This is a genomic window from Burkholderia sp. MSMB1078WGS, from assembly GCF_001528895.1.
In the GTDB taxonomy this organism is placed as follows: Bacteria; Pseudomonadota; Gammaproteobacteria; order Burkholderiales; family Burkholderiaceae; genus Burkholderia.
On the sequence record NZ_LPDI01000040.1, the window covers coordinates 71,709 to 88,838 of the forward strand.

Genomic DNA, 17,130 nt, shown 5'->3' on the forward strand with positions numbered 1-17,130 from the left:
GTCCTGTCGGGCGTGGGGAAGCGCAGTGGTGCGGCGGCGCGGCGCCGGCGCGAGCGGTTCGTCACAGCAAGCGCGTGCCGGCGCATCGGCAGCGCGCGTGCGGGCGGCACGCCGCACACGAAGCGCGACGTGCCGCACCGCATCAGGCCAGCGCCGCGCGTTGCCGGCGCAGGAACGCCGGAATCGAGCTGACGACGTCCGGCTTGCCCTGGTTGCCCGCGATGAACGGGCTCCACGGCTGCGCGCGCACGGCCGTCTTCGTCTTCCACACGACGTTGAACTGCCCGTCGCCGCGGATCTCGCCGATCATCACCGGCTTGTGCAGGTGATGGTTGCCGTCCATCGCGAGCGTGAAGCCCGACGGCGCGGCCACCGTCTGGCCGATCATCGCGACGCGCACCTTGTCGACATCGGTGCTCTTCGCTTTCTCGACGGCCTGCTTCCACATATGGATGCCGACGTAGGTGGCTTCCATCGGATCGTTGGTCACGCGCTTCGCGCCGCCCGGCAGGTTGTTCGCCTTCACCCACGCGGCGAACTGGTCCTTGAACTTCGTGTTGGTCGGGTTCTTCACCGACATGAAGTAGTTCCACGCGGCGAGGTGGCCGACGAGCGGCTTCGTGTCGATCCCGCGCAGTTCTTCCTCGCCGACCGAGAACGCGACGACCGGCACGTCGGTCGCCTTGATCCCCTGGTTGCCCAGCTCCTTGTAGAACGGCACGTTCGAGTCGCCGTTGATCGTCGAGACCACGGTCGTCTTGCCGCCCTGCGAGAAGGTCTTGATGTTCGCGACGATCGTCTGGTAATCGCTGTGGCCGAACGGCGTGTAGACCTCCTGAATGTCGGCGTCCTTCACACCCTTCGATTTCAGGAACGCGCGCAGGATCTTGTTGGTCGTGCGCGGATACACGTAGTCGGTGCCGAGCAGGAAGAAGCGCTTCGCGCCGCCGCCTTCCGCGCTCATCAGGTACTCGACGGCCGGAATGGCCTGCTGGTTCGGCGCGGCGCCCGTGTAGAAAACGTTGCGCGACATTTCCTCGCCCTCGTACTGCACCGGGTAGTAGAGCAGCCCGTTCAGTTCCTCGAACACCGGCAGCACGGACTTGCGCGACACCGACGTCCAGCAGCCGAACACGCACGCGACCTTGTCCTGCGTGAGCAGCTGGCGCGCCTTCTCGGCGAACAGCGGCCAGTTCGACGCGGGATCGACCACCACCGGTTCGAGCTTGCGACCCATCACGCCGCCGTTCTTGTTGATGTCGGCGATCGTCATCAGTGCGGTGTCCTTCAGCGACGTCTCCGAGATCGCCATCGTGCCCGACAGCGAATGCAGGATGCCGACCTTGATCGGGCCGGTGCCCGCATCGGCCGCGTGCGCGAACGGGCTCTTGCCCGCCAGCGCGAGTGCGCCGGCCATCGAACCGAACTTCAACAGACTGCGACGTTTCATCGGGATCCCCTTGTCGTGTTGGATGTGCGTGCGCCGTGGCGGCGCCGGCCATCGTGTAACGCAAGGCATGTGCCAGTCGTGCGGATGCACGCCCGGCGTGCCTGCGAGGGGCGCCGGCGAGCATCGGGACGGTGCGGATGACGCGCCGTGCAGCATGCACGGTCCGTTGCGGTGCAGGCGCGCGAGCGCAAATGGTGCACGGCGGTGCTGTGGCGTCGCAACGCAGGAAACGGAGGAGCGGAAAAAGAGAAACGGGCGCGCAGTGCGCGCCCGTTCGGCGATTTCGTGTGGCCGGCGGCAGGGTGCCGGGCGGCGCGGCGGCGCACGATGCGCCGCCGGGAGGATCGATCAGTAGCGCGGCACCGACGGATCGACGTCGCGCGACCACGCGTCGATCCCGCCTTGCAGGTTGTACAGCTTCGTGAAGCCGCGCGATTCGAGGAACATCGCGACCTGTGCGCTGCGCATCCCGTGATGGCACACGCAGACGATTTCCGCTTCGTCGTCGAGCTCTTCGCTGCGCGCGGGAATCTGCTGCATCGGAATCGCCACGCTGCCGGCGATCTGCGCGGTCGCGATTTCCCACGGCTCGCGCACGTCGAGCACGACCGGCGCGGGGCGCGCCGTGTCGCCGAGCCATTCCGCGAGCATCGCGGGCGTCAGGATCTGCATGGAGGCTCCGCCGCTCAGAATTTGAAGCGCGACGGCTCGATCGCGTTGACGAGGTGATCGATGTACGTTTCGAACACGTCGGCGACGCGGTACTGCTTGTCGTCGATCCGCGTGATGATCTGCGCCTTCATCACCGGACGGCCGCCGACGAACGCCGACAGGCGGCCGCCGATCTTGAGCTGTTCGAGCATTTCCTGCGGCACGACCGGCAGGCCGCCCGCGACGCAGATCACGTCGTACGGCGCCTTCGCGGCCCAGCCGCGCGAACCGTCGCCGAGCACGACTTCGGCGTTGGTCACGCCGTCGTTGTGCAGGTTGTCTTCCGCGAACTTCGCGATCGTCGGATCGATCTCGACGGCCGTCACGTGCTGCGCGCGGTGCGCGAACAGCGCGGCCAGGTAACCCGAGCCCGCGCCGATCAGGAGCACGTTCTCGTGCTTCTTGACGGCCAGTTCCTGCAGCACGCGCGCTTCGACGCGCGGGAACAGCATCTTGCTGGCGCCGCCGGGCAGCGGGAGTTCGAGATCGGCGAACGCGAGATCGCGGTATTCGGCCGGCACGTAGTTTTCACGCTTGACGATCGACAGCAGGCCCAGGACATCCAGATCCAGCACGTCCCACGGACGGATCTGCTGTTCGATCATGTTGAAACGCGCGTTTTCGATATTCATGGTGTGGTCACGCAGCCTGGTCGGCCATCAGCGGGGATAGAGAAACTTCGTGATTGTACCAAACGGCACGGCAGCGAAGCCTTCAGGCGGCCTGCAACAGACCTTTACCCTTTGCTCTTCTTGATCTGCGCCTCGAAGGCGAGGTCGAGCTTGCTCGCCTTGCGCGGCTTTTTGGGGCCGAATTCGTCGACGAACTTGACGAACGCGTCGAGCGGCAGCGGCTCGCAGCACTTCTCGGCGGTGCCGCCCGAGCGGTCGACGAGATAGAACAGGCCGCCCGCCATCGCGACGGCCGCGAATTGCGGGTTGCCGGAGCGGGTCTTCAGACGTTCGACCGCGTGGGTCGCTTTGGTGGTGCGCATCTTGGGGCTGGCGAAGCGGATGTAAGCCTCACACTCTATCAAACGGGCCACCCGCGTGCGGCGGGCACCCACGAGGCACCCGCGCGAACCGCACCCTAGACCGTGCGCGAGTAGCGCTGCCGCGGCGTCTGGCCGAGGTACGCGTCGAACGCCATCGCGATGTTGCGCACGACCATCCGGCCGGCCGGATGGATCGTCAGCCGATCGCGTGCGATCGTCAGCAGGCCGTCGCGCTCGAACCGGCGCAACGCGTCGAGCTCGCGCGCGAAATGATCGGCGAAGCGGATGCCGTGCGCGGCCTCGACATGCGAGAACGGCAGTTCGAGGTTGCACATCAGTTGCGTGATCACGTCGCGGCGTAGCCGGTCGTCCGGCGTGAGCCTTACGCCGCGCGCGATCGGCAGCCGGCCCGCGTCGAGCGCGGCGCCGTATGCGGGCAGGTCCTTCGCGTTCTGCGCGTAGACGTCGCCGACCTTGCCGATCGACGACACGCCGAAGCCGATCAGGTCGGTATCCGCGCGCGTGCTGTAGCCCTGGAAATTACGCTGCAGCGTGCCGTTGCGCTGCGCGCGCACGAGTTCGTCGGACGGCCGCGCGAAGTGATCCATCCCGATGTACACGTAGCCGGCCGACGTCAGCATGTCGATCGCGAGGCCAAGCAGCGCGATGCGCGTTTCCGGCGGCGGCAGCGCCGCATCGTCGATCTGCCGCTGCATCTTGAACAGGTGCGGCATGTGCGCGTAGCCGAACACCGACAGGCGGTCGGGCGCCAGCTCGATCATCGTATCGAGCGTGCGCGCGAACCCGGCGACCGTCTGGTGCGGCAGCCCGTAGATCAGGTCGACGCTCACCGAATGGAAGCCGGTCGCCCGTGCGGCGGCGAGCAGGTCGGCGGTCATCGCGCGCGGCTGGATGCGGTTGATCGCCTGCTGCACGATCGGATCGAAATCCTGCACGCCGAGGCTCAGCCGGTTGAAGCCGATCGTGCGCAGGTGGACGAGCGTCGCCGGCGTGACGGTGCGCGGATCGATCTCGATCGAGAACTCGGCGTCGGCGTCCGGCGCGAGCACGAAATGCTCGCGCGTGGCCGCCATCAGCTCGGCCGTTTCGTCGTCGGACAGGAAGGTCGGCGTGCCGCCGCCCCAGTGCAGTTGCGTGACGGGGCGGGACGGATCGAACAGCGCGGCCTGCAGCGCCATGTCGCGCTTGAGCTGGTCGAGATACGGGCGCGCGCGGCGGTGGTTGTTGGTCGCGATCTTGTTGCAGCCGCAGTAGAAGCACGCGGTGTTGCAGAACGGGATGTGGAAGTACAGCGACAGGTCGCTCGACGATGCGCCGGGGTCGCCGGCTGCGCGTACGTAGTCGGCCGGATCGAAATCGTCGCGAAATTGCAGCGCGGTCGGGTACGACGTGTAGCGCGGCCCGTTCGCGCCGTATTTCGCGAGTAAATCGGGACGGAACATCGTGTCGGCAGAACCAGAACGCATGACGGTCTCGCGTTTTTTAGATGCTTTCGAGTATATGAACGCCCGATCGGGCTGCATTGTGTAATAACGTCGCAGCCGGCGATGGCACAATGCGGGGTGGGGCCGCCGGATGCCGCGTCCGGTTGCCGCACCGTTTTTCGTTGTTCGTCGAGAGAGCCGAGTGTCCGTCGAAATGCCTGTTGTTCGCCCGGCGCCCGCCGAAGTCCCGCCGCCGCACGCGTGCCGCGAGGGCTGCGGCGCGTGCTGCATCGCGCCGTCGATTTCCAGCCCGATTCCGGGCATGCCCGACGGCAAGCCGGCCGGCGTGCGCTGCGCGCAGCTCGGCGACGACCTCCGCTGCATGATTTTCGGCCGGCCCGAGCGTCCTGCGTGCTGTTCCGGGCTGCAGCCGTCCGCCGACATGTGCGGCGCGTCGCGCGACGACGCGCTCGCGTGGCTCACGCGCCTCGAGGTCGCGACGCGGCCGGCGCATCCAGGAGAGAGTTCAGCATGACCGTCCCTCGCGCGCCCGGCCGGCGCCGTTTTCTCGCTGCCGCTGTCGGCGCCGTCGGTGTGTGCGTATCGCTTGCCGCGTGCGCATCGACGTTCCCGTTCATCCCCGATCACTACACGTTCTCGCGCGGCGACGTGCAGAAGGCCGTCGCGCGCAAGTTTCCGTACCAGAAGACGGTCGCGCAGGTGGTCGACGTGTCGCTCGCGAACCCGGCCGTCAACCTGCTGCCCGACCAGAACCGCGTCGCCGTGCAGCTCGATGCCCATTTCGCGAGCCCGTTCCTGCGCGAGCCCGTCAGCGGCAAGTTCACCGTGTCGGGCCAGCTCGCGTACGACGCGCCGAGCCGCTCGGTCGTGCTGAAGGCGCCGGCCGTCGACAGCCTCGTGCTCGACGGCGACGCGCAGATGTACGCGCAGCAGGTCGGCGCGGCTGCCGGCCTGCTCGCAACGCAGCTGCTGACCAACTATCCGATCTACACGTTCAAGCCGGAACAACTCCAATTTGCCGGGGTGAACTACGAACCCGGTACAATTACGATCCTTACAAACGGCATACGCGTGGCGATCGTCGAGAAGTGACGACGGGGCGCGCACGGCCGGGCGGGCCGCGCGCGCAAGAGTGGCCTTTTCTTTCGACCATTTCGGAGTTGGGCCACGGATGGACTGGATCCTGATCTGCAAGGCATTGATCCTCGGCGTCGTCGAGGGGCTGACGGAATTTCTGCCGGTGTCGAGCACCGGTCACCTGATCGTCGCGGGCAGCTTCCTGAATTTCAACGATTCGCACGCGAAGACGTTCGACGTCGTGATCCAGTTCGGCGCGATCCTCGCCGTCTGCTGGGAATACCGGCAACGGATCGTGTCCGTCGTGTCCGGGCTGCCGAGCCGACCCGACGCGCAGCGCTTCACGCTCAACGTCGTGATCGCGACGATTCCCGCGATCGCGCTCGGCCTCCTGTTCGAGAAGAAGATCAAGGCCGTGCTGTTCTCGCCGGTGCCCGTCGCGTTCGCGCTCGTCGTCGGCGGTGCGATCATCCTGTGGGCGGAGGCGCGGCAGCGCGAACGCAGCGAGCCGCCGCGCGTGATGTCGGTCGATGCGCTGACGCCGCTCGACGCGCTCAAGGTCGGCATCGCGCAGTGCTTCGCGCTCGTGCCCGGCATGTCGCGTTCGGGCTCGACGATCATCGGCGGGATGCTGTTCGGTCTCGACCGGCGCGTGGCCACCGAATTCTCGTTTTTTCTCGCGATTCCGATCATCTTCGGCGCGACGCTCTACGAAACCGTCAAGGACTGGCAGGCGTTCACCGTCGATTCGCTCGGCCTGTTCGCGCTCGGGCTCGTCTCGGCATTCGTCAGCGCGTTCGTGTGCGTGCGCTGGCTGCTGCGCTACGTCGCGACGCACGACTTCACGGTGTTCGCGTGGTACCGGATCGCGTTCGGGCTGTTCGTGCTGCTGGTGGGATACAGCGGATGGCTGAACTGGGCGTGATGCCGGGCAGATACGCCGGTCGGGTCCGGCGCGCATCGCGGGCGTCATGAAAAACGGCCTGATCGGCAATTGCCGATCAGGCCGTTTCATTTGGCGGGGCCGCCGGGTAGTGCGCCGGCCGGGCGCTCAGCCTGCGCGCTTGCGGAACACCAGATCCCACACGCCGTGGCCGAGCCGCAGCCCGCGCCGCTCGAACTTCGTCACCGGGCGGTAGTCGGGGCGCGGCGCGTAGTCGGCGGCCGTGTTTTCGAGCGTCGGTTCCGCGCCGAGCACTTCCAGCATCTGTTCCGCGTAGTTCTGCCAGTCGGTCGCGCAGTGAATGTACGCGCCGGGCTTCAGGCGCGACGCGAGATGCGCGACGAGCGGCGGCTGGATCAGCCGACGCTTGTGGTGGCGCGCCTTGTGCCACGGATCGGGGAAGAAGATGTGCACGCCGTCGAGGCTTTCCGGCGCGATCATGTGCTCGAGCACCTCGACCGCGTCGTGCTGGATGATGCGGATGTTCGTCAGATCCTGCTCGCCGATCAGCTTCAGCAGCGCGCCGACGCCCGGCTCGTGCACCTCGACGCCGAGGAAATCGTCGCCCGGGCGGTTTGCGGCGATTTCCGCGGTCGATGCGCCCATCCCGAAGCCGATCTCGAGGATGCGCGGCGCGCTGCGGCCGAAGATCGCGTCCCAGTCGGGCAGTGCCGGCGCATACGGGACGACGAAGCGCGGGCCGAATTCGTCGAGCGCACGGCGCTGGCCGGTCGACACGCGGCCGGCGCGCGTCACGAAGCTGCGGATGCGGCGGTGGTGCAGCGGGTTGACTGCGTCGGCGCCTTCGGGCGCTTCGTCGGAAATGGCGTCGTCGCGTGGCGGCAGGCCGGCTTCGTTCGGATCGTCGTGCATCATCGGTACAGAGAATGGCGTTGTTGCGGGCTTGGGGCCCGTTGCGCGCAGCAGTGCGCCGGGGAACCGGCACATGGTACAAAAAAGCCGCCTTCGACGAGGCGGCTTTTGCGCAGGCTGCCGTGCAGCCGGAAAGTGGAGCGGGCGATGGGAATCGAACCCACGTCATCAGCTTGGGAAGCTGAGGTAATGGCCATTATACGACGCCCGCAGAACGGGTAATTGTACAGGGGTTTGGGTGGGGATGGCAAGCGGGCGGTTTTGGGCGGTGGCAGCGAAACTGGCATGGCTCGATGCTGGGGCGGTGGCGTCGCTGGCAGCACCCACTACTGCCACTGAGTGCGGGTGGCGGACGTTGCCTAGTATGTAGCCCCTGAGATTAGAGAGCGTCTTGTTGCTTTAATTAGGCAGCGCACATTGCGCCGCCTAACGGGTCTTTGTTCGCGTTGCTTGGTCCGTATAACTAACCAGCGGGCCGCGCATACACCTTGGCCACCGATGATCTTCGGCTGCGGAGATGATAACCAGTTAGCTCATGCCGATTTGCTTGGTGATAATCGCTGTGATCACTCCCCAGGCGATCTGCTTCACACCGTCCGCAACCGCCCCGAAGAAGCGCTGAAATACCGGCTTGACTGTTGCGAGATTTCCAGCGTTCGCGTTGCTTACCATTTCCGTGATATGTGATCGTGCTGCGTCATCCACAGGCTGTCCTGAGCGTTTTAGCAGGTCGAGCAGATAGTCGACAGTTGCTGCATCGTTCGAGATATCAACGCAAAGATGCTGATGTACGTTATCTCCGATTCCGATTTGCGATTGGTGAAACGTCCCGCCAGAAATATGGACGCTGGCCACACTCTGGCCACTGCCACTAGACCGAGGTGACGGTTTCGCCTGTCGATAACCACGCTCGGTTAGATAGACGTATTCTCGCGCAGAGAAACCACCGATAAAGACTACCGACGAGTAGGGGTCGTTTTCAAACGCTTTCCACGGCCCGGTGTCGACGAATCTCTGCTCCTCCAACTGCTTCAGTGCCAGATCGAAGTCAACATTCGTGAAATTACCGGACGCAAGAATCTCGTGCTTGATTGCAGAGATAGTGGGTCCAATGTACCCGCTATGCAATGCTTCGGAACCGAGGTTGCGTTGGGTAAAGTCCGTGAACAGGCTTGCTAAAATTACTTCTCCCGCAATATCCAGTGCTTCTGACACTGCTAACTCCTTTCCTTCGTTATAGTAAGGATACACTTCTATGCTAGAGGAGCGCCGATCGATAGGCACACGATGACCTTCAGTGATTACGCGCTTGATCGTGGCACGGGCCTTGATGTCGTAGGTTCGAACGGTCGTATTGGGATGACACGAGCTGACTATCAAATCCCAATGACCTAAGTCGTTGCGTTGAGCGGCGCTCCATCAGCGGGATTGTCGCATGGATGAGTTCCCAGCATCGGGACGATTCCGGCCACTAGTCCGGTTCGGGTAAACGATGCAGGGGGATTGGGAAGGGATGTGTGATACTGGAGTGCAGTAATAATCCCAAATGATCAATCTATTCGGGGAAAAGATGAAAAGTAAAGTTACGGGACCGAAGGCCGCTCACAGTGCGTCGCAGGTTCTCTCGAACGGCTCCACTGGTAAAAATTCAAAAACTGCTGCGGGCAGTGCTCTCTCGCAGGTGGCCGCTCCCAAGAAAGTCACATCATCAAGTGCCGCATCCAGTGCTTCGAAAGTACTTCGTGATGGTCGAACAAGTGCGGCTTCAAAGAGTGCAGCTGGCTCGGCGCTTTCACAGCGGCAAACGACTAGAAAGAAATGAGTGGCGTGGAGTAGAGGATGCTGAAGCTGGTGGCCGACGTGAGATTCCGCTGCTATGGCGCCGGCCGGGCGCGGTCGATCTACAGCTAGCGACCCGTACCCACGACAAGCAAGAACTTGGTGCGTCGCAGGTCGTGCTGGTTCGACATTGGATAGAGCATCTTCGTGCTGAGGAGAGCCCAAGTCAGCTGCGTCGATAACTCAACGTGCGCTGCGTTGCGGCGAATGCCGTCCGACAGTTGCTCCGTATCGACCTAGTGGCGTCAGCGCGCTAACAAATGATTTCGCCGCACCGACTTTCGAAAACTGGAAGCACTCTTGGATGCCTTGTGCAGAAGACATCCGCAGTTCCTCATACTGAGCAATTGGGATCTGCCGGTTGTTCTTGAAGCGCCGATCCGGCGTACCATTCTTGTTGACGAAGCGCCAAGTGTGGTCCACGACATTAGAGTCGGATGGAACCTGCTCTTCTTCAACGAAGAGTGTCGGTCGTGTCCGGATGTCGAGCGAGTCGTAAGTACACACGGCTGCATGTCTTCCGCTGACTATGAATACGCGGTCTGGATAAAAATAGAACCGATTGCGGCCGGCTTCCAAACAAGGCACATCAATGTTGCACTTGACATGCTTCACACCGCCAGTATCTAGCGAAGTAGGTTTGCGTTTCAGAGTCTGCCCCGCCCCTGCGTTGTATCGTCCGTCCAGAACTTGTCCGCTCGCTAAAATACGCCATGCGGCACGACAGTCACGTAGCGCTTCGAAGGCACTCAGAACATGTTCATATGTCTGTGCAGCAACGTCGTCAAAGTCGTAAAAGAGGACGGTGCTGCGGCGAGCCTCGTCCCATAGATACAACCAGTAGCATCCGGCAAGTGTCGCGATCGATAGCACGGCCACTACGCCGATAAAGACGGAGTTCGACGCGCCATCAACTTGCAGTGCTTCAAGCCAAAGTACGCCAAGCAGTACGAGAGGCCAGTACCAAACGCGAACTTGCGCCGCTTGACATTGATTTCCTCGACTAAGTCCGCGGAATCAGTATCAGAAAGTTGCCGGACATCAGCTGACTGAATAACCTCGAGCGGCGCGACTGTAGTGCTACCGCTTGGGATAAAACGTTGTCCCTGACGAGGTTCTGCATCCTCGCGAGATGCGGGGATGGCCTCAGGGAATGATACTCCGTGAGGACTTCGGGAGCCGAGAGAAGTGCGGTAGGTAAATCCTCCGCCTGACATCGATATGTAGTTACCGCGTGGGCCAGTTCCGATCCGAAATCCCGGCACCCCGACAGACACTCCAACGCCGGACCCGGAAAGATTGAAGCGGAATGGCCCTACTTTAATCGATTTTCTGAATATCAGCCCCACGATGACGCCCCGTATCTAGTTCAATTTTTGTGGAAGTATCACATATCGCGACGATGACATACAGCTGGTTGAGCCGGTGAGACCTCGTTGTATTGACCACGGACCTGCCGGGATAGTCGTCGCATGGACGACATCAAACACCACGACGACTTCCCGCCGCTGACCGCCGACCAGATTCGGGATCTGGTGGAATCCATTCAAGACGCGTTCGGCAATGACTTCTCGCGAGCCGTATTCGCCAACCATCTACTAGCTCTACTGGAAGACGTGCCGGGTTACGAGACGGGCGATGTCCCTGCGGACTGGATCGAATCGGCGTGGGCCGAATACAGCGCCCGTCGCTTCGAGTCCTGATCGCTATTTGCGCCGCTTGCTCTTGGCTGGATGTTTGGCCTTGAGCATGTCGGCAAATTGCTGAACGAAATTCACGACGAGTCCCCGTTCGTCACTATCCAGTCCATCAAGTGCATCGGCGATCATGGCCAGTTGGTCGTCCGGCCGTCTCGATCCACGCTGCAATAGCTGGTCTATTGAGCAGCCAAGTGCGCCACTGAGCTGCTGGAGCGATGCAAGGTCGGCATCCGAGTGCCGCGTTCCCACTGGCTGATATCGTTATGCGCATCCGCTGGCGTGATTTTTGGTTTTCGAAGCATCCATTGTTTTACCCACCTAGCGTTGACGACGCTGCCTCCATCCATCGACGCCTATACAGCCGTCCGCAGTAGAAGAGCAACAAGGTCGCAATCCAACGCATTACCGTCCGCGTTTTCCTTTGCTGTTCGGATCTGGACTCCAATTGCTCAACAATTGATGGATAAGCGATTGTCATTTCATTCAATCGCTGATCGAATTCAAGGAGGTTGTTTTGACACTGCAGCCAATGTGCAGTTTTGTCGCGAATCAAATCTGGCAGTGTGTTCAATGTCGATATCATCAGCGAAGTTCTGGTGCTGTCGGTGGGGCCTTTTCGCAGGGGTGCGTCGATTGCTTGTTGTTGTGTGAAAGCCGTTTGAATGCATTCATTAAGTTTAGGCTGAAGTGCTAGAATTTCCTTTAGGGATGACAAAACATTTTTTGTTGAATTTAGTTTGTCGAGATTTGGTATGTCGCTTCCCAGCATTTCTATATGATTCATCTCATCGATCAAGACGATGCTGGCGACACGATAGTAGGATAGGTATTGAAGCTGCAACCCCAGAAGATAGTCTGCGTCTGCCCCTATGGTACCTATATCTCGAGTGTGTCCCATCGTGTTTCGATAAAATTCGGCGCGTGCCTTGTGGAATCGATCCATTGCATCTACCGCCGGAGTTGAAAGTAGCTTCAGTGTCACTAAAGGTCGAGATGCCTGATCGTCAAAATCCTTGTCGGCAAGTGGAAATAGAAATTCACACAAAATCAATGTGAGGATCGCTAGTATGGCTGCAATGTCGACTGGCCCAAAACATTTCCGATTGGGTGCATTGGTTTCTCTTTTGTTTTTTCTGAATAATCGAATCGATAGAATTCGGTGGGTCGTTGCTCTGCTCATATTTGATATTTTTCATCCATTCTGCTTTTGAATTTTATTGATGGTTCTTGAGTGAGTGTGGTCATTTTATAAAGATTAGACTATCGGGAGGTAATTCAATCGATAGAATAGTGGGCGGTTTGTTCATCTTTTCAATCGGATGTTGAGCCTTTATGTGTGAGTCGTTGGAAGCCGGTGGGTTTCCACATATTTCGGAGGCGCGAACCGTTCACGTTGTTGTATAGACCCCGGACCTGCCGGGATAGTCGTCACACGGGCACATCAAACACCCCAACGATTTACCGCCGCTGGCCATTGACCAGATTCGCGAGCTGTCTACGGCAGTTCGCGAAGACTTTGGCTGCAAGCTTTCGCGAGCAGATTTCACCGAAAGTTTGCTGATGCTTCTCGAAGACGTTCCGGGGTTCGAGGCCGGCGAAGTGGACGCGAGGCTCATCGAATCGGCGTGGGCGACGTACAGCGATCGCCCGCACAATTCCTGAGCTATCTATTCGCGTACCAGATCGGACACCTTTCCATAGAGCGTTTCTCGGTACGCACGAGCATTTTCTGAGAAGTGAAGTCGTCGACGGCAGTTCGGGCAAACGGCGCCCGCATTCTCTGGCCTACCGGCGGCGAAGGCCTCGTCGCGCGCATGCTCTACCAGAATGCGTTTTCGTTCATGTCGGCAAACGGACTTCGAGTTCGTGGAGCGCGCGCCCTCTCGATGCGCCAGCTACACAGGCAGTTCGACCGTAACGAGAGAGCCCGCCGCAGCCACACGATAACCGCGACGGCAGCGTGCCTGCCCACCAGCCGATGTCGAAAATTGACGAGTCGGTGTCGGACGCATACAAGTCGCGACAACGCTTTCGAACTAACGTGACAGGCCTCTCACACGATCGTTAGCCTGGAGCCGACATGTCCGATTTCATCACCGTTCTGCGCAAAACCTGCCCGATGCCCGTCGTTGACGCGACCAAATGGAAGCGCATCGGCGGCGATCCGCACACCGTGAACCTCAACGCGTACGTCTCGAAGGACGGCAGCAAGATCATGGGCACGTGGATCTGCACGCCGGGCAAGTTCGAGGTGAATTACGAAAAATGGGAGTACTGCCACTTCCTCGACGGTTACTGCATCATCACGCCGGAAGGCGAGGAGCCGGTGCACCTGAAAGCCGGCGACGTGTTCGTGATCGAGCCCGGCATGAAGGGGACGTGGGAAGTGGTGGAGACGGTGCGCAAGTACTTCGTGTTCGCCTGAGCGGGCGATCGATTCGACCCAATCCGCGTCAGGCATACCCTCATCGCCCACATCCTTCCGGTTCACGAAGCCAGGAGGGGCAAACGAGGATTCCGGTTCGATAAAAGTCGACCGGTTCGGAAACAGCGCGCCGAGCGTGGTGACAGGCTCGGCGCGCTCCGTTATCCGACTGCAACCCGCGACGTAACGTATGCGACACGCGGTTGTCCGGCGACGACACGATGACGCGCGCCGTCGGTCCTGCACGCTGCCGCGCAAACCCCTAAGATGCAGCGATCCGCCCATCGTTTCCGCTGCAGCGCACGACCCTTCCGCCTGCGCCGGACACCCCTCCGGAGCCCGACCATGCGCATCACCGCGATTCACGAACGTGCGATTCCCGTGTCCCGCTATGCCGATCCGGCGATTGCGTCCGGCGGCCTGACGACGAGCATCGTCGCGGTCGTCACCGACGTCGTGCGCGACGGCCGCCCGGTGACGGGCTACGGCTACGCGTCGATCGGCCGCTTCGCGCAGGGCGGCCTGATCCGCGAACGGTTCGCGCCGCGTTTGCTGGCCGCGGCCGACACGCTCGCCGACGAAACCGGCACGAACCTCGACCCGTTGCGCGCATGGCGCGCGATGATGACCGGCGAGAAGCCGGGCGGACATGGCGAACGTTGCGTCGCGGTCGGCACGATCGACATGGCGATCTGGGACGCCGCCGCGAAGATCGCCGGCCTGCCGCTGCACGGCTTTCTCGCCGACCGCCTCCAGCGGGCGACAGCACCACGCGTGCGCGTGTACGCGGGCGGCGGCTATCGCTATCCGCATGACGATCTCGCGCGCCTGTCGGACGAGATGCGCCGGATCGTCGATCTCGGCTACACGCACGCGAAGATCAAGATCGGCGGCGCGAATCTCGATCAGGACCGGCGCCGCATCGAAGCCGCGGCCGCGCATCTTGCCGGTTCATCGCACCTCGCGGTCGACGCGATGAACACGTACGACGCGACGACCGCTTGCCAGGCCGTCGACATGCTCGCGCCGTTCGGTCTCTGGTGGTTCGAGGATATCTGCGACCCGCTCGACCTGCCGCTCCAGGCAGACGTCGCGACGCGGTACGCACCGCCGATCGCGGCCGGCGAAGCGCTGTTCTCGCTTGCGGAGGCGAAGCTGCTCGACCGTTACGGCGGCCTGCGCGCCGACCGCGACGTGCTGGTGTTCGATCCGGTGCACAGCTACGGGCTGCCGGGCTATTTGCAGATCGTCGATCACTTCGTGTCGCGCGGCTGGCGGCGCGACGCGTTCTGGCCGCATGGCGGCCATCTGTTCTCGCTGCACGTCGTCGCGGCGCTGGGGCTCGGCGGCGCGGAAGTCAGTCCGTTCGCATTCCATCCGTTCAGCGGACTCGCCGATGGCGAAATCGTCGACGCGGGATACGCGCGCGTGCCGCAGGCGCCGGGTATCGGGTTCGAACTGCATGCCCACGCGCACGACGCATTCCGCACGGTTTCGGCGTCGGACCGCTGACGCCTAAAGCGCGTCGATCGCGAAACGCACCGCGAAGTCGAGCATCGTCACCGCGACGAAGCCATCGAGCACGCGCCACGCGAGCGTCCGAGCGAACCACGCACGGCACGCGCGTGCGCCGTACGCGAGCATCAGGAACCACGCCAGCGAAGCAGTCATCGCGCCGATCGCAAACGGCTCGCGCGCGGACGGCGTGTGGCTCGCGATCATGGTCCCGAGCAGCAGCACCGTATCGATCCATGCATACGGATTGAGCAGCGAAACCGCGGCGGCCGCGAGCACCGTGCGCGACCGAGTGGGTTCGCTGCGAGCGGGAGCGCCGTCGACGTGCGCGGGCTGCCGCCCGACGATCGCCGCGCGCAGCGCAAGCAGCCCGTAACCGGCGAGATACGCGATGCCGGCCCACAGTGCGGCCGCCACCACGCCGGGATGGCGCGACAGCAACGACGACAGCCCGTGCGCGCCGAGCGCGATCAGCAGCGCGTCGCTGCCCGCGCAGACGAGGGCGATGGAGAGCAGGTGAGGGCCCGAAATCGAGCGCTTGATGACGAAGGCGTCCTTCGGACCGACCGACGTGAACAGGCCGGCGCCAAGCAGCAGGCCTTCGAGGAAGGCGGAGGTGTCGAGCACGAGCGGGCCGACAACCTCTTAAGCTGAACCGGTGATGGTTACGATGAGGGAAACGTTAAGGGGGGCGGTGAGCGTTGTCAATGCCCCCGCTGGATGCGTGCGTATGGATCATCGTGCCGCCGCATCGCCGAGATTGAGTGCGACGAGTGCGCAGACGGTCAGCGCGATGCCGACGAGCTTCAGCGACGACACCGATTCGTCGAAGCAGACGATGCCGATCATGGCCGTGGCCGCCGTGCTGGCAGCGGCCCAGCTCGCATACGCGAGCCCCATTTCGATTCGCTTCGTCGCGAGCGCCATCAGCCATATCGCACATGCATAGCAGACGATCGCGATCGCGGACGGCAACGGGCGGGACAAACCGGCCGAGCACTTCAGGCCAACGGAGCCGAGCACTTCGGCGAGGACACTGACGCCCAGCAGAAGCCAGGCAAACTGGAACGGGGACACGAACGGCCTCCTTCCCCCGACGCTTATACCGAGCGGCGAGGAGAAGTGGGGTGTCAGCGGTACCCAGGATGAAACGAGCTTAGTACGCGCGGCGGGGCGGCACAAGGTCCGTCACGCGCGACCGGCGTGTCCGGTCGCCCACTCCGGCCGCTGCCCGAGCGTGTCGAACAGTCGGACGATTTCGGCTTTCACCTTCTGCACCGCGTTGCTGACGAGCGCCGTGTCGTGCCAGCACAGCGACAGGTCGCGCACGAACAACCGGTGCGCGACCGTCGACAGCTTGAGCTTGCGCTCGTCGATCTCGACGTGCGCGGCCGTCCACGGCAGGATCGTCACGCCGAGCTGCGCCATCACGGCCGCGAACAGCAGCCCGGTCGAGCTCGCCTCGAAGCTGATCTCGTACGACAGCCCGGCCTCGCGCATCGCCCAGTCGACGCGGTTGCGGATCGTGTTCGGCGCGCTCGGCAGCACGAGCGGCATCCGCGCGATCGCGTCGAGCGGCACGGGGGCGTCCGGCACCGGGAATCCGGGCCACGTGATCAGGTACAGCGTTTCCGTCAGCAGCCGATGGATCGCGATGCCGCGCGTGTCGACCGCATCGACGACGATCGCGAGATCGAGGCGTGCGCGTTCGAGCAGCGTGTCGAGATCGGCGCTCGGCGCCTCGATCAGCTCCAGCATGATGCCGGGAAAGCGGTCGCGCACCGCGCGGGCGAGCGGAATGGCCAGCACGCGCGCCGTGCTCGACGGCATGCCGACGGTCACGCGGCCTTGCGGCGTGTCGGCGTCGCGACGCAGCAGCTCGCGCGTGCCGTCGGCCTGGCGCAGCAGTTCGAGCGCGTGCCGGTACAACGTGCGGCCGGCGGCAGTCGGCGCGACGCCGCGCACGCTTCGTTCGAGCAGTTGCATCCCGAGATCCTGCTCGAGATTGCGCATCTGCTGGCTCACGGCCGGTTGCGCGACGTGCAGCGCCTCGCTCGCATGCGTGACGTTGCCGTATTCGACGACCTTCACGAAATAGCGCAACTGCCTCAAGTCCATCGCCGCCGTCTCCCGATTC

20 protein-coding genes and 1 tRNA gene are annotated in these 17,130 nt (G+C 62.8%); 6 read left to right on the top strand and 15 right to left on the bottom strand.

What is annotated here, in order from left to right; genetic code table 11:
- Positions 1–142: 142 nt before the first annotated feature.
- From urtA to hemN, 5 genes are all read right to left on the bottom strand, one after another.
- Positions 143–1,450: an urea ABC transporter substrate-binding protein gene (gene urtA, locus WT24_RS10925; RefSeq protein ID WP_059499870.1), complete on the bottom strand. Its 1,308-nt coding sequence runs from the start codon at positions 1,448–1,450 to the stop codon at positions 143–145.
- Positions 1,451–1,798: 348 nt separating this feature from the next.
- On the bottom strand, positions 1,799–2,122 hold the full coding sequence (locus tag WT24_RS10930) for a rhodanese-like domain-containing protein (RefSeq protein WP_006476692.1): 324 nt from the start codon (positions 2,120–2,122) through the stop codon (positions 1,799–1,801).
- A gap of 14 nt (positions 2,123–2,136) precedes the next feature.
- Positions 2,137–2,793 carry a protein-L-isoaspartate O-methyltransferase gene (locus tag WT24_RS10935; protein ID WP_060033449.1) on the bottom strand — a complete coding sequence of 219 codons (657 nt, stop codon included), beginning with the start codon at positions 2,791–2,793 and terminating at the stop codon, positions 2,137–2,139.
- Positions 2,794–2,897: 104 nt separating this feature from the next.
- The gene (locus WT24_RS10940) at positions 2,898–3,155 is read right to left on the bottom strand and encodes a hypothetical protein (protein ID WP_059499872.1); all 258 of its coding nucleotides are present in this window, start codon (positions 3,153–3,155) and stop codon (positions 2,898–2,900) included.
- A gap of 95 nt (positions 3,156–3,250) precedes the next feature.
- The gene (gene hemN / locus WT24_RS10945) at positions 3,251–4,642 is read right to left on the bottom strand and encodes an oxygen-independent coproporphyrinogen III oxidase (protein ID WP_060033452.1); all 1,392 of its coding nucleotides are present in this window, start codon (positions 4,640–4,642) and stop codon (positions 3,251–3,253) included.
- Positions 4,643–4,814: 172 nt separating this feature from the next.
- On the opposite strand from hemN, the gene WT24_RS10950 reads away from it, so the two are divergent.
- The 3 genes from WT24_RS10950 to WT24_RS10960 all read left to right on the top strand — a co-directional run bounded on the left by WT24_RS10950 (position 4,815) and on the right by WT24_RS10960 (position 6,623).
- Positions 4,815–5,135 carry a YkgJ family cysteine cluster protein gene (locus tag WT24_RS10950; protein WP_059791950.1) on the top strand — a complete coding sequence of 107 codons (321 nt, stop codon included), beginning with the start codon at positions 4,815–4,817 and terminating at the stop codon, positions 5,133–5,135.
- Positions 5,132–5,713 carry a DUF1439 domain-containing protein gene (locus tag WT24_RS10955; protein WP_060033455.1) on the top strand — a complete coding sequence of 194 codons (582 nt, stop codon included), beginning with the start codon at positions 5,132–5,134 and terminating at the stop codon, positions 5,711–5,713. The genes WT24_RS10950 and WT24_RS10955 overlap by 4 nt, the downstream gene beginning before the upstream one ends.
- A gap of 79 nt (positions 5,714–5,792) precedes the next feature.
- The gene (locus WT24_RS10960) at positions 5,793–6,623 is read left to right on the top strand and encodes an undecaprenyl-diphosphate phosphatase (protein WP_059499875.1); all 831 of its coding nucleotides are present in this window, start codon (positions 5,793–5,795) and stop codon (positions 6,621–6,623) included.
- 126 nt (positions 6,624–6,749) lie between these two features.
- Here the strand turns inward: WT24_RS10960 and trmB are convergent, their stop codons facing one another.
- The 5 genes from trmB to WT24_RS35745 all read right to left on the bottom strand — a co-directional run bounded on the left by trmB (position 6,750) and on the right by WT24_RS35745 (position 10,702).
- A complete protein-coding gene (trmB, locus tag WT24_RS10965; RefSeq protein WP_059791627.1) occupies positions 6,750–7,517 on the bottom strand; it encodes a tRNA (guanosine(46)-N7)-methyltransferase TrmB in 768 nt (255 codons plus the stop codon).
- 133 nt (positions 7,518–7,650) lie between these two features.
- Positions 7,651–7,725 (bottom strand) — tRNA-Gly (locus WT24_RS10970).
- Between the two features lie 317 nt (positions 7,726–8,042).
- Positions 8,043–8,729 carry a hypothetical protein gene (locus tag WT24_RS34280; RefSeq protein ID WP_156441783.1) on the bottom strand — a complete coding sequence of 229 codons (687 nt, stop codon included), beginning with the start codon at positions 8,727–8,729 and terminating at the stop codon, positions 8,043–8,045.
- Between the two features lie 807 nt (positions 8,730–9,536).
- Positions 9,537–10,226, bottom strand: coding sequence for a hypothetical protein (locus tag WT24_RS34285; protein WP_179949336.1), 690 nt, complete (start codon positions 10,224–10,226; stop codon positions 9,537–9,539).
- A gap of 5 nt (positions 10,227–10,231) precedes the next feature.
- A complete protein-coding gene (locus WT24_RS35745) occupies positions 10,232–10,702 on the bottom strand; it encodes a DUF4236 domain-containing protein (RefSeq protein WP_179949337.1) in 471 nt (156 codons plus the stop codon).
- Between the two features lie 123 nt (positions 10,703–10,825).
- Here WT24_RS35745 and WT24_RS10975 point away from each other — a divergent pair, with 123 nt between their 5' ends.
- Positions 10,826–11,056 carry a hypothetical protein gene (locus WT24_RS10975; RefSeq protein ID WP_060033459.1) on the top strand — a complete coding sequence of 77 codons (231 nt, stop codon included), beginning with the start codon at positions 10,826–10,828 and terminating at the stop codon, positions 11,054–11,056.
- Between the two features lie 3 nt (positions 11,057–11,059).
- Here the strand turns inward: WT24_RS10975 and WT24_RS35270 are convergent, their stop codons facing one another.
- Both WT24_RS35270 and WT24_RS34290 read right to left on the bottom strand, forming a co-directional pair.
- Positions 11,060–11,182: a hypothetical protein gene (locus WT24_RS35270; RefSeq protein WP_257127469.1), complete on the bottom strand. Its 123-nt coding sequence runs from the start codon at positions 11,180–11,182 to the stop codon at positions 11,060–11,062.
- 181 nt (positions 11,183–11,363) lie between these two features.
- On the bottom strand, positions 11,364–12,233 hold the full coding sequence (locus WT24_RS34290; RefSeq protein WP_156441785.1) for a hypothetical protein: 870 nt from the start codon (positions 12,231–12,233) through the stop codon (positions 11,364–11,366).
- 900 nt (positions 12,234–13,133) lie between these two features.
- On the opposite strand from WT24_RS34290, the gene WT24_RS10985 reads away from it, so the two are divergent.
- Both WT24_RS10985 and WT24_RS10990 read left to right on the top strand, forming a co-directional pair.
- Entirely contained in the window at positions 13,134–13,478 is a 345-nt protein-coding gene (locus tag WT24_RS10985) for a cupin domain-containing protein (protein WP_060033464.1), read from the top strand.
- Positions 13,479–13,823: 345 nt separating this feature from the next.
- On the top strand, positions 13,824–14,990 hold the full coding sequence (locus WT24_RS10990; RefSeq protein ID WP_060033467.1) for a mandelate racemase/muconate lactonizing enzyme family protein: 1,167 nt from the start codon (positions 13,824–13,826) through the stop codon (positions 14,988–14,990).
- A gap of 3 nt (positions 14,991–14,993) precedes the next feature.
- On the opposite strand, the gene WT24_RS10995 is transcribed toward WT24_RS10990, so the two are convergent.
- The 3 genes from WT24_RS10995 to WT24_RS11005 all read right to left on the bottom strand — a co-directional run bounded on the left by WT24_RS10995 (position 14,994) and on the right by WT24_RS11005 (position 17,111).
- Complete coding sequence (locus WT24_RS10995; protein WP_060033470.1) at positions 14,994–15,620, bottom strand: LysE/ArgO family amino acid transporter; 627 nt, start codon at positions 15,618–15,620, stop codon at positions 14,994–14,996.
- Positions 15,621–15,728: 108 nt separating this feature from the next.
- Positions 15,729–16,070 (bottom strand): multidrug efflux SMR transporter, encoded by a 342-nt coding sequence (locus WT24_RS11000; protein WP_060033472.1) that lies wholly within the window; start codon positions 16,068–16,070, stop codon positions 15,729–15,731.
- Positions 16,071–16,181: 111 nt separating this feature from the next.
- Complete coding sequence (locus tag WT24_RS11005; protein ID WP_060033686.1) at positions 16,182–17,111, bottom strand: LysR substrate-binding domain-containing protein; 930 nt, start codon at positions 17,109–17,111, stop codon at positions 16,182–16,184.
- Positions 17,112–17,130: the final 19 nt, after the last annotated feature.